Annotated in this window: 11 protein-coding genes; 8 read left to right on the top strand and 3 right to left on the bottom strand. The window is 66.8% G+C overall.

Annotation, left to right across the window (positions count from 1 at the left end; genetic code table 11):
* The first annotated feature begins 259 nt into the window (after positions 1–259).
* From mfd to serB, 8 genes are all read left to right on the top strand, one after another.
* Positions 260–3,730 carry a transcription-repair coupling factor gene (gene mfd, locus FVQ98_RS19250; RefSeq protein ID WP_147915076.1) on the top strand — a complete coding sequence of 1,157 codons (3,471 nt, stop codon included), beginning with the start codon at positions 260–262 and terminating at the stop codon, positions 3,728–3,730.
* A gap of 208 nt (positions 3,731–3,938) precedes the next feature.
* Entirely contained in the window at positions 3,939–4,493 is a 555-nt protein-coding gene (locus FVQ98_RS19245) for a sigma-70 family RNA polymerase sigma factor (protein WP_147915075.1), read from the top strand.
* 16 nt (positions 4,494–4,509) lie between these two features.
* On the top strand, positions 4,510–4,938 hold the full coding sequence (locus FVQ98_RS19240) for an anti-sigma factor family protein (RefSeq protein ID WP_147915074.1): 429 nt from the start codon (positions 4,510–4,512) through the stop codon (positions 4,936–4,938).
* Entirely contained in the window at positions 4,935–5,408 is a 474-nt protein-coding gene (locus FVQ98_RS19235; RefSeq protein WP_147915073.1) for a periplasmic heavy metal sensor, read from the top strand. The genes FVQ98_RS19240 and FVQ98_RS19235 overlap by 4 nt, the downstream gene beginning before the upstream one ends.
* 113 nt (positions 5,409–5,521) lie before the next feature.
* Entirely contained in the window at positions 5,522–6,010 is a 489-nt protein-coding gene (locus tag FVQ98_RS19230) for a hypothetical protein (protein WP_147915072.1), read from the top strand.
* 275 nt (positions 6,011–6,285) lie between these two features.
* Positions 6,286–6,606 (top strand): invasion associated locus B family protein, encoded by a 321-nt coding sequence (locus FVQ98_RS19225; RefSeq protein WP_147915071.1) that lies wholly within the window; start codon positions 6,286–6,288, stop codon positions 6,604–6,606.
* A gap of 245 nt (positions 6,607–6,851) precedes the next feature.
* Positions 6,852–7,469, top strand: a complete 618-nt coding sequence (locus FVQ98_RS19220) for a hypothetical protein (protein WP_147915070.1) — start codon at positions 6,852–6,854, stop codon at positions 7,467–7,469.
* Between the two features lie 202 nt (positions 7,470–7,671).
* On the top strand, positions 7,672–8,412 hold the full coding sequence (serB, locus tag FVQ98_RS19215; RefSeq protein WP_147915069.1) for a phosphoserine phosphatase SerB: 741 nt from the start codon (positions 7,672–7,674) through the stop codon (positions 8,410–8,412).
* Between the two features lie 217 nt (positions 8,413–8,629).
* On the opposite strand, the gene FVQ98_RS19210 is transcribed toward serB, so the two are convergent.
* The 3 genes from FVQ98_RS19210 to FVQ98_RS19200 form a co-directional block, all read right to left on the bottom strand.
* Positions 8,630–8,968 carry a hypothetical protein gene (locus tag FVQ98_RS19210; RefSeq protein ID WP_147915068.1) on the bottom strand — a complete coding sequence of 113 codons (339 nt, stop codon included), beginning with the start codon at positions 8,966–8,968 and terminating at the stop codon, positions 8,630–8,632.
* A gap of 114 nt (positions 8,969–9,082) precedes the next feature.
* Entirely contained in the window at positions 9,083–9,481 is a 399-nt protein-coding gene (locus FVQ98_RS19205; RefSeq protein ID WP_147915067.1) for a VOC family protein, read from the bottom strand.
* A gap of 203 nt (positions 9,482–9,684) precedes the next feature.
* On the bottom strand, positions 9,685–11,049 hold the full coding sequence (locus tag FVQ98_RS19200) for a TrpB-like pyridoxal phosphate-dependent enzyme (protein WP_147915066.1): 1,365 nt from the start codon (positions 11,047–11,049) through the stop codon (positions 9,685–9,687).
* Positions 11,050–11,393: the final 344 nt, after the last annotated feature.

Genomic DNA, 11,393 nt, shown 5'->3' with positions numbered 1-11,393 from the left:
ATGACGCCATTGTTCCTGCCGCACACCGCTCACGCCATTCGGGCTTGACCGGGGTTTTGAACACCATCCTTAGCTGAGCCCCCAAGCCCGACCACAAAGCCTGACCTGCGGCAGCCGGCGCCGAATTCGCCAAGCCCCTGACGTCCTTGCGGCGACGGCACCCGCCCTAAAATACGTGTCGACCACACCCCCGCCCGAAGCCGGCCGGGGGTTTTGTCGTTGTCTTGTTGCTTCTGCCCGCTTTTGCCCGCCTCTGCCGATGGACCTGCCCAAGCTCACCCCCGGAAAACGCCACGCCCTGCCTCGCCCCGCGGGCTCCAGCGACGCGCTGCTGCTCGCGCAACTGGCCGAGCGCGAAGCGCAAGCCCAACGCCTGACGGCCATCGTCACGGCCGACGCCACCGACGCGCGCCGCCTGCAGGACGAGCTGGCGTTCTTCGCGCCCGGGCTGCGCATCGTGCTGTTCCCCGACTGGGAGACGCTGCCCTACGACACCTTTTCCCCGCACCAGGACCTGATCAGCGAACGCCTGGCCACGCTGTGGGCCATCCGCCAGGGGCAGGCGGACCTGGTGCTGGTCCCGGCCACCACGGCGCTGTACCGGCTGGCGCCGCCGGCCTTTCTGGCCGGCACCACCTTCCACTTCAAGCAGAACCAGAAGCTGGACGAGGCCGCGCTGAAAAGCCAGCTGACCCTGGCCGGCTACGCCCACGTCACGCAGGTGGTGAGCCCCGGTGAGTACGCGGTGCGCGGCGGCCTGATCGACCTGTTCCCCATGGGCAGCGCGGTGCCGTACCGCGTCGATCTGTTTGACGACGAGATCGATTCCATCCGCGCCTTCGACCCCGACACCCAGCGCAGCCTGTACCCGGTGCCGGAAGTGCGCCTGCTGCCCGGCCGCGAATTTCCCACGCACGAGGAGGCGCGCGCCAAGTTCCGCCACCGCTGGCGCGAGTTGCTGGAAGGCGACCCCACCAAGAGCCGCATCTACAAGGACATGGGTAACGGCGTGGCGACGGCGGGCATCGAGTACTACCTGCCGCTGTTCTTTGACGAAACCGCCACCGTCTTCGACTACTTGGGCGAAGCCACGACGCTGGCGCTGCACGGCGATCTGGAGCAGGCTTTCCAGCAGTTTGCGCAGGACACGCGCGAGCGCTTCCGCCTGGCGCAGGGCGACCCCGAGCGCCCGGTGCTGCCGCCCGAGGCGCTGTTCCTGAATGCCGAAGCCTTCTACCTGGCCGCCAAGCCCTACGCCCAGCTGGTGATGCGCCCGGGCGTGGACGACGTGCAGGCCAGCGCCTTCGCGCAGACCTTGCCCGACCTGACGGTGGTGCGCGGTGCCGACGATCCGCTGGCCAAGCTGCAAGCGCACATCGGCGCCAGCGCGCAGCGCGTGCTGGTGCTGGCCGAAAGCGATGGCCGGCGCGAAAGCCTGCTGGACTTTCTGCGCGCCAGCGGGCTGAACCCACCGGCCTTCGATTCGCTGGCCGAATTTCATAGCCAGTCCGACGAGAAAACGGGCATCGCCACCGCCGCCGTGGCGCAGGGTTTTTCGTGGCTGGAAGGCGGCATCGACTTTGTCACCGAGACCGAGCTGTTTGCCGCCGGCGCCGCCACGCGCCGACGCAAGAAGCAGGAGCAGGTCAGCGACGTCGAGGCGCTGATCAAGGACCTGTCCGAGCTGAACGTGGGCGACCCGGTGGTGCACGCGCAGCACGGCATCGGCCGCTACCGCGGCCTGGTCAACATGGACATGGGCGCCAAGAACCCGGACGGCAGCCCGGCGCTGCAGGAATTCCTGCACCTGGAATACGCGGGCGACGCCGTGCTGTACGTGCCCGTGAGCCAACTGCACCTGATCGGTCGCTACACCGGCGTCAGCGCCGACGAAGCGCCCTTGCACAAGCTGGGCAGCGGCCAGTGGGAAAAGGCCAAGCGCAAGGCGGCCGAGCAGGTGCGCGACGCGGCGGCCGAGCTGCTGAACATCTACGCCCGCCGCGCTGCGCGCGAAGGCCACGCCTTCCGCTTTGCCGCGCACGACTACGAGCAGTTTGCAGCCGACTTCGGCTTTGAAGAAACGGCCGACCAGAAGGCCGCCATCCACGCCGTGGTGCAGGACATGATCAGTCCGCAACCGATGGACCGCCTGGTCTGCGGCGACGTGGGCTTCGGCAAGACCGAGGTGGCACTGCGCGCCGCCTTCGTCGCTGTGACGGGTGGCAAGCAGGTGGCGCTGCTGGCGCCCACCACGCTGTTGGCCGAGCAGCACTACCAGACCCTGGTCGACCGCTTTGCCAAGTGGCCGGTGAAGATCGCCGAGATGAGCCGCTTCCGCTCCACCAAGGAGATCAACGCGGCGCTGAAAGGCGTGGCCGATGGCAGCGTGGACATCGTGGTCGGCACGCACAAGCTGCTGTCGGAGAAGACGCAGTTCAAGAACCTGGGCCTCTTGATCATCGACGAGGAGCACCGCTTTGGCGTGCGCCACAAGGAGCAGATGAAGGCGCTGCGCGCCGAGGTCGACGTGCTGACACTGACGGCCACGCCCATCCCCCGCACCATGGGGATGGCGCTGGAAGGCCTGCGCGATCTGAGCGTGATCGCCACCGCGCCGCAGCGCCGCCTGGCGATCAAGACGTTTGTGCGCAACGAGGGCACGGGTGTGATCCGCGAAGCCGTGCTGCGCGAACTGAAGCGCGGCGGTCAGGTGTACTTCCTGCACAACGAGGTGGAGACCATCGAGAACCGGCGCCAGAAGCTGGAAGAAATCCTGCCCGAAGCGCGCATCGCCGTGGCCCACGGCCAGATGCCCGAGCGTGAGCTGGAACGCGTGATGCGCGATTTCGTCGCTCAGCGCACCAACCTGCTGCTGTGTTCCACCATCATCGAAACCGGCATTGACGTGCCGACGGCCAACACCATCGTCATGAGCCGCGCCGACAAGTTCGGCTTGGCGCAGCTGCACCAGTTGCGTGGGCGTGTCGGCCGCAGCCACCACCAAGCCTATGCCTACCTGATGGTGCCTGAGATCGACGGGCTGACCAAGGCCGCGACGCAGCGGCTGGAGGCGATCCAGCAAATGGAAGAGCTGGGCAGCGGCTTTTACCTGGCAATGCACGACCTGGAAATCCGCGGTGCCGGCGAGGTGCTGGGCGAAAACCAGAGCGGCAACATGATGGAGATCGGCTTTCAGCTCTACAACGAGATGCTGTCGGAAGCCGTGCGCAGCCTGAAAGCCGGCAAGGAGCCCGACCTGCTGGCGCCGATGCAGGCCGCCACCGACATCAACCTGCATGCGCCCGCCCTCCTGCCGAACGATTACTGCGGTGACGTGCACCTGCGTCTGTCCTTCTACAAGAAGTTCGCCACCGCGCGCAGCAACGACCAGATCGACGGCCTGGTGGAAGAGCTGGTCGACCGCTTCGGCAAGCTGCCACCGCAGGCGCAGACGCTGATCGACGTGCACCGCCTGCGGGTTCTGAGCCAGCCCTACGGCGTGCAGAAGGTGGACGCGGCGCCGGGTGTGATCAACATCAGCTTCAAGCCCAACCCGCCGATCGACGCGATGGCCATCATCCGCATGATCCAGAAGAACAAGCACATCAAGCTGGCAGGCAACGACAAGCTGCGCATCGAGAAAGACCTGCCCGAGCCCAAGGACCGCGCCCAGATGGTGCGCGACGTGCTGCGCAGCCTGGGTCAACCGAACGCCGAAGCGGCCACCTGAGCCTCAGCGCTGGCCCGCCCGATGCTGCTTCGGCGGTCGCGACGGACCTGAAGCGGTGCGAGGGCCGCGGCCGGCCCTGACCCCCAGCCCGAACGTGCACCGGCTGGATCGCCCTGCACAACTTGATCCAGGACAACTGAGCGTGCGGAACCTGGGCGCATGAGGGTGTGCGGCGGGAACATCCGGATACCGTGGACGTTGCATCCTCATGTGTCCGTTGAATCTGCTCGACGAAGCCGCCTGCATCGACCGCGCTCAGCGCGGCGACGCCACCGCGTTCGCCGCGCTGATGCGGCGCTACCAGGAGCGCATCTACCGCTTTCTTGTGCGCATGACGCGCTCGCCAGACGATGCGCGGGAACTCGCGCAGGAAACCTTTCTGCACGCCTGGCAGGCCCTGCCCCGCTGGCGTCCGCAGGCACGTCTGTCGACGTGGCTGTTTCGCATTGCCCGCAACCAGGCCCTGGACCTTCTTCGGCACGCCCGGCGACTCGAATTTCTGCCGATCGACGAGTTGCATGTCGACCTGCTTCCCACCGACACCACCACGCCCGAGTCCGAGCTGCAGGCACGCCAGGGGATGGCGGCGCTGGAACGCGCATTTGCGCAGTTGCCGCTGGCACAGCGGGAGATCCTGCTGTTGCGCGACATCGAGGACCTGTCCTACGAGGACATTGCCGAGGTGCTGGACATTCGCCTGGGCACCGTCAAGTCCCGCATCGCCCGTGCGCGCGCTGCGCTCTTGCGCCTGCTCACACCCTGATCACGGAGACCTCGTCATGCGCTGTCCAAGAACCCAAGCCTTGTCCGCCCTGCTGGACCGCGAGCAAAGCACGGCCGCATCCGCAAGACTGGAGCGGCATCTCGCCTCATGCCCACTTTGCCAGCACCAATGGCAAGCGCTGCAGGCACTCAGACAGTCCTTGCTCGCGCTGCCCGGGTTGAAGCCCGGTGTCGACCTGGTTGCGGTGCCGCACCGCCACGGGCCTGCTCGCGCTGGGCCAATCGCCTGGCGCAGACCTTGGGCATGGTGGCCGGCAGGCTTGGGCGCTGGCGTCGCGCTCGCCACCGGCATCTGGCTCGGCAGCCTGCTCGGCGCTGGCGCGGTCGCCCCGCTCGCCGGCGCCGGCCGAGTGTTCGACCCCATTGCACCAGGCGGTCTGTGCGCGGCGACCGAACTTTGCCGCCCCAGGAGGACAGGACCATGAAACGCCACGACTGGATGCGTGCGGCCCTGGCCGCATCGCTGGCATTGAATGTCGGCGTGGTCGCAGCCGTTGCGGTGCTGCGCCCCGCCCTGTGGGCGCCTGGAGCCCAACCAATTTCAACCGCGGTGCATCTGCCGGACCATCTTCAGCTTGACGCCGCGCAGCGCACGCAATGGCAAGCGCTCGAGCCGCCTTTTCTGCACGACCTGGCGACCAACTGGAGCGCCATCCGGCACCATCGAGAGGCTTTGGTGCGCCAGGTGCTGGCGCCAACGCCCAACCGCGCCGCCATCAGCGACGAACAGACCGCCCTTGCGCGACTGCAATCTGCCCAACAGCAACGCGTGGTGGACCAGTTGCTTGCCGAACGCGCCGTCCTCAACGAACCTCAGCGCGAGCGCCTGCTGGACCTGCTGTTGACGCGCTATGCGCAAGAGGCAACTGAAGAAGAGTTGCTCCACCGCAAATGAGGACGAGACAACAAGCGCTGCAGGGAACCTGCCCGCGACATCGCCGTTGAACTTCACGAGGCGGCGATGCGCGCCACCTCTTCATTCAGTCGACTTTCAACGGAGCACTTTCCATGACCCGTTTCACCGCATTGATGCTGTCTGCCGCCATCACCGTGTTGGCCAACCCCCTGTCGGCAACGGCCGCCGATTCGCACGACGCCCATCACGCAGGCGGCAGCCACGCGCTGCAACTCAACGCCGGCAAGAAGTGGCACAGCGACGCACCGCTGAGGCAGGGCATGAACGCCATTCGCGGCGCCGCCGCGCAGGCTCTTCCCAAGGCCCATACGGGCAAGGCGAGCCGTGCGGACTACGACGCCTTTGGCGATACCGTCATCGCGCAGGTCTCGTACATGGTCGAGAACTGCAAGCTGCCGGCTCAGGCCGACGCGCAACTGCATACGATCCTGGCCGACGTGGTGGCCGGCGCCGAGGCCGCGCAAGGCAAGCACGGCGACGCGCAACGCGCGGCGGGCGTGGTGCAGGTGGCCAAGGCGAGCAATGCGTACGGCCACTATTTCGAGCACAAGGGATGGAAGTCCCTGAAGCTGCCGCACTGACCCGGGACATAGGGTGGAGGCAGCGCTTGCGGGCGTGTGCCTCTGGCGGAACACTCTCGCGTCCCCTCCTCTGTGTTCGCTCGCGCCGCTGCAAAAACGGCTTCATGTTGCAAGGTGTTGCCAAACGGTGCCGCACGTCGCCGTCGTCCTACAGCGGCCATCGGCATCACTGCACATAGGGGCCATGTTGAGCCGCCTAAATTACCGAGGAGGCCAAACGCAGTGTTGTTGTTGTCGGAGGGCCTTGTGTTTTACCAACCAAGGAGAAGTACACAATGAAAAGACTCTCTACCGCTGCGTTGATCGTGGCTGCGCTGGTGGTTGCCAGCGGCAGCGCGATGGCCCAGGACGACCCCAACCAAAGCGCGCAGAACAGCGACACTTCCCAGCCGAATTCGCCTTGGAAGTACAAGGGCATGCCCGACGCGGGCCAGTTCAACCCCACGGGCCCACGTTACGAGCCGCCGCCACCTCCTCCACCCCCGCCGCCGGTGGCACCGCCACCTCCGCCGCCGGTCGTGGTGCCGCCGCCTCCGCCGCCCCCACCACCTCCCCCGCCTCCGCCGCCGCCCCCTCCGCGGCCCGATCGCGGCTGATGCCGGCGCCTGAGCGACCCACTTTCATGTCGGTCGCTCGAGAAAAAGCCTCGATCCGAGGCTTTTTTTTCTGCGTGGCCAATGCCTCCCGCGCGCACCGCAAATTGCCAAAGGGGGTATAAAGTGCGCGTCGCGCGGGAGCTTGAATGCCCGCGCTCATGTAACCAGCCCGATGGACTATGCAGTACTTCCCGTCATTTCGCCCCCTGGTGATCGCCGCCGCGATGGCAGCCAGCAGTTCGGTCATGGCCGCCGGCCCCGCCCCGGATGCCACGGGCGCGCCGCTGCCCCCCAGCGACGCTGCAGTGCAAAGCTTTGCCGCGGATGTGATGCGGGCCAACGATGCCGCGGGCATGCCGTTTGCCGTGCTTGACAAGCCCACCGCCACCGTGACGGTGTTTGACGCCAACGGTCAGTTCCTGGCGCGCACACCGGTGCTGGTGGGCGAGGCCGTAGGCGACGTGGCGCCGCCCGACATTGGCACGCGCCCGCTCTCGCGGGTCAAGTTGCACGAGAAAGTGACTTCCGCTGGCCGCTACGTCACCGAAAGCGGGCGCAACCACAAGGGCGAAGACATCGTATGGCTGGACTACGGCCAGGCGCTCTCAATGCATCGCGTGCGCAACGTCAAGAACGAAGGCCGCCCGAAGCGCCTGGCTACCCCGACGGTGGACGACAACCGCATCTCGTTCGGCTGCGTCAACATGCCGCCCAGCTTCTACGAGCGCTATATCGACCCGCTGTTTGGCAAACAGAAAGGCGTGGTCTACGTGCTGCCGGAAACCAAGCCGGTCGCCAGCATGTTCCCGTTCGCCCACGCCGAAGGCACGGCGCTGGCGGGCGCACTGGCCCCGGCGCGCTGAGCCGACGGCACCGGCGCCGTTCCTCCGATCAGGCCGAGCAAACGCTCGGCTTTTTTGTGCACTGTCCGCCGCTTCCGGCCCGGCGCTGCCCGCTGGCAGCGGTTGGCCACAGTGCGCCTGCGTGCGCCCACCGTGGATAATGCGTGTTTTGGGCCTCAAGCGCCCACCAGATCTGCGCAAACAGCTATCTATTTTGAAGCACATGAGCCCAACCCCTGCCAGCGAAACACCGCGTGAACTCAGCCCTGGCCTCACGGTGCGCGGTCTTGACGCGCCGCTTCGCCTGCGCGACTTCAAGCTGATCGCGTTCGACATGGATTCCACGCTGATCAACATCGAGTGCGTGGACGAGATCGCCGATGCGGCGGGACGCAAGACCGAGGTCGCCGCCATCACTGAAGCGGCCATGCGCGGCGAAATCACTGACTACAAGGAAAGCCTGCGCCAGCGCGTGGCGCTGCTCAAGGGCGTGACCGAAGAACAGGTCGCACAGGTGTACCGCAACCGCCTGCGCCTGAACCCCGGCGCCGCCGAACTGGTGCTGGCCTGCAAGGCGGCAGGCCTGAAGGTGCTGCTGGTGTCGGGCGGTTTCACCTACTTTGCCGACCGCCTGCGCGACCGTCTGGCGCTGGACTTTGCGCGCAGCAACCTGCTGGAAATCCAGCACGGCGTGCTCACCGGCCGCATCGTGCCGCAAAGCTGGGGCGACATCTGCGACGGCGCCATGAAGCGCGAAACCGTGCTGCGCACGTGCAGCCTGATCGGCTGCTCACCCACTCAGGCGATCGCCATGGGCGACGGCGCCAACGACCTGGAGATGATGTCCGTGGTCGGCCTGTCGGTGGCCTACCGCGCCAAGCCGAAGGTGCGCGAACAGGCCAGGGTCGCGATCGACATGGGTGGGTTGGACAGGCTGCTGGAACTGTTCAGCGACGAAGCCTGATGGCAAGCGCGCGCCGGCTATCGCGTGCGCTGCTGGCCAAGGCCTGCGCAGGCAGGCTTTGAAAAACAGGACGTAATCCTGCTCTAGCCTTACTGCAAGCAGCGCAGGCAGCTATTGTTTTAATAGTTAACCAGGTGCCTCGCGGGCTCTTTCAGCACACGGATCACCGGGCACAGCAGCCTTCAGGCCGAGCGGGTCGCCGCCGCTGGCGCGCCAGCTAGGAAAGGCGAATGTCCATGGTCGCGAGCAGCAGGGCCCAGATCGCCACCGCGCTCAGCCACAGCACCAGCCCATAGACCGCGCGCCGTTGCCACTTCGGCCACGCCGCATGCGCCAAGCGGCCGTTGAGCCAGCCGGCCGCCAGAAACCCGAGCGCCCACAGCATGCCTGCCCCGATCATCGCTGGCCAGACGTCGTCACCACTCCAATGCTCGAAGTTGCCGTAAACCGGCCAAAGCACCGGCGCGGCCAGCAGGTAGACCAGCGCGCCGAGCAGCCCCATGCTGAGCAGGCCAAGCGCTGCAACGACGGCAGCGGCAACAAGAGAGCGTTTCATGGCGTTGGTTGCAAAAGCAGTCCTCACCCGCCCACCCCGGCGAGCGCCCAAGCATGGGATGGTGAGTCGCCCAATAATACTGCGCCCCAGTTTCTCGGATGACGCAGCGCGGCTTCAAGCGGGGCCGTACGGCGCCGGCACCAGCCTTTGGGAGATCCACCACAGGTTGCCCCAGGCGTCGCGCACCCCGCCCTGACGGTTGCCGTAGGGCATGTCGGCAACCGCCATCTCCAGCGTTGCACCTTCGGCCAGCGCACGCCGCATCGACGCATCGGCGTCTTCGACGTACAGGTAGCACGCGCACGGCATGGGCGGATAGGCGCCGCCGGCCTCGCTGGCCATCAGCGTGGTGGTGCCTATGCGCACCTGCACGTTGGCGATGCGCCCATCCGGCCGGGTGGTGCGTAGCACTTCGGTACCGCCAAAAGCCTTGACCAGGAACGACGCGAACCCGTCCGCGTCATCCACGAAGAAGTACGGCGTCACCGTACCGAAGCCTTCCGGGATGTACATGCCGACCTCACCGCCGCCCCGTTGAGCAGGGGCGCGAAGTCATTGTCGGACCATCGGCCCGACCGCGGCAAGCGGGGAACATTAGTTCCAATAATCACACACATCGACATGCGATCGAGGCTGGCCATCCGGCCTGCGACCCGCCGGGTCGCCTGCACCCATCCCGGTGCCAAGCGGCTGACTCAGCCGCCGTGGGCAGCCGGTCAGGCAGGCACCGCCGGAAGGCCCGACAGGGCCTGCGCCAGTTCCTTCTCGTCGTAGCCCTCGTCCTTGAGGTTGCCCGCGAAGTAGTTCTGGTAGGCCGTCATGTCGAAGTGGCCGTGGCCGCTCAGGTTGAAGAGGATGGTCTCGGACTTGCCTTCGCGCTTGCAGCGCAGGGCTTCCTCGATGGCGCCCTTGACGGCGTGGTTGGCCTCGGGCGCGGGCACGATGCCTTCGGCGCGCGCAAAGGCGACGCCGGCGGCGAAGCAGTCAACCTGGTTGTAGGCCTGCGCCTCCATCAGGCCCAGCTCGCGCACGTGGCTGACCAGCGGTGCCATGCCGTGGTAACGCAGGCCGCCCGCGTGGAAGCCCGGCGGGGTGAAGGTGCTGCCCAGCGTGTGCATCTTGGTCAGCGGCGTGAGGTGCGCGGTATCACCAAAGTCGTACGCATACTTGCCGCGCGTGAGGCTCGGGCAGGCCGAGGGCTCCACCGCCACGATGCGCGGCTTGGCGCCGCCGCGCAGGCCATGCCCGATGAAGGGGAAGGCCAGACCGGCGAAGTTGCTGCCGCCGCCGGTGCAGGCCACCACCACGTCGGGCCAGGCGTCGGCCATGTGCATTTGCTCCATGGCCTCCAGGCCGATGATGGTCTGGTGCAGCAGCACGTGGCTGAGCACCGAGCCGAGCGCGTACTTGGTGTCCTCGCGCTGGGCGGCGATCTCCACCGCTTCGCTGATGGCTATCCCTAAGCTGCCAGGGTGGTCGGGGTGCTCGGCCAGCACGCGACGGCCGTATTCGGTTTCGTTGCTGGGCGAGGCGACGCAGCGCGCGCCGTAGGTCTCCATCAGCGCGCGGCGGTACGGCTTCTGGTCGTAGCTGACGCGCACCTGGTAGACGGTGACGTCCAGCCCGAAGATCTGGCCGGCCAGCGCGAGCGAACTGCCCCATTGCCCTGCGCCGGTTTCGGTGGTGAGGCGCTTGACGCCGGCCTGCGCGTTGTAGAAGGCCTGCGGGATGGCCGAGTTGGGCTTGTGGCTGCCGGCCGGGCTGACGCCTTCGTACTTGTAGAAGATCTTGGCGGGCGTGCCGAGCGCCTTTTCCAAACGGTGCGCGCGGAACAGCGGCGAGGGGCGCCACAGGCGAAAGACTTCGCGCACCGGCTCGGGAATCTCGATCTCGCGCTCGGTCGTGACTTCCTGCTCGATGATGCTCATCGGGAACAGCGGCGCCAGGTCGTCGGGGCCGATGGGTTGCAGCGTGCCCGGGTGCAGCACGGCGGGCATCGGCTGCGGCAAGTCGGCCTGGATGTTGTACCAAAACTTGGGCATCTGGCTTTCCTGCAGCAGGTACTTCGTGGGCGTGCTCATCCAATGACTCCGATCGGGAAGGTGGGGTGATGGTGCGCCGCCGGCCCGGTGCAAGCCAGCGCGCGCGGGGAGCCTCAATATAGCGGCGGCGCAGGCCCCGCGCCTCCGGCGAGACCCGTAGGGCGCCGCCGATTCTTGCGGAGTATGGGCGCTGGGCCATGCAGCGGCGCGCCCCAGCCAGCAGGTCGCCCCCTACTGCGTCCGATCACGCTGTTTTGGAGCCCTGGTTGCGGTACTCGGCCAGACCCGGAATTTCAACACAAATCGACCTCTAGCTGTCGTTTCCCAAGAGGTTGTTCACCCGAGGTGAAGCAAGATGGAGGTTCTCAAGCCAAACCAGCTGC

It is taken from the genome of Ottowia flava (assembly GCF_008017535.1).
GTDB lineage: Bacteria > Pseudomonadota > Gammaproteobacteria > Burkholderiales > Burkholderiaceae_C > Ottowia > Ottowia flava.
This window is presented reverse-complemented; position numbering and strand designations above follow the sequence as displayed.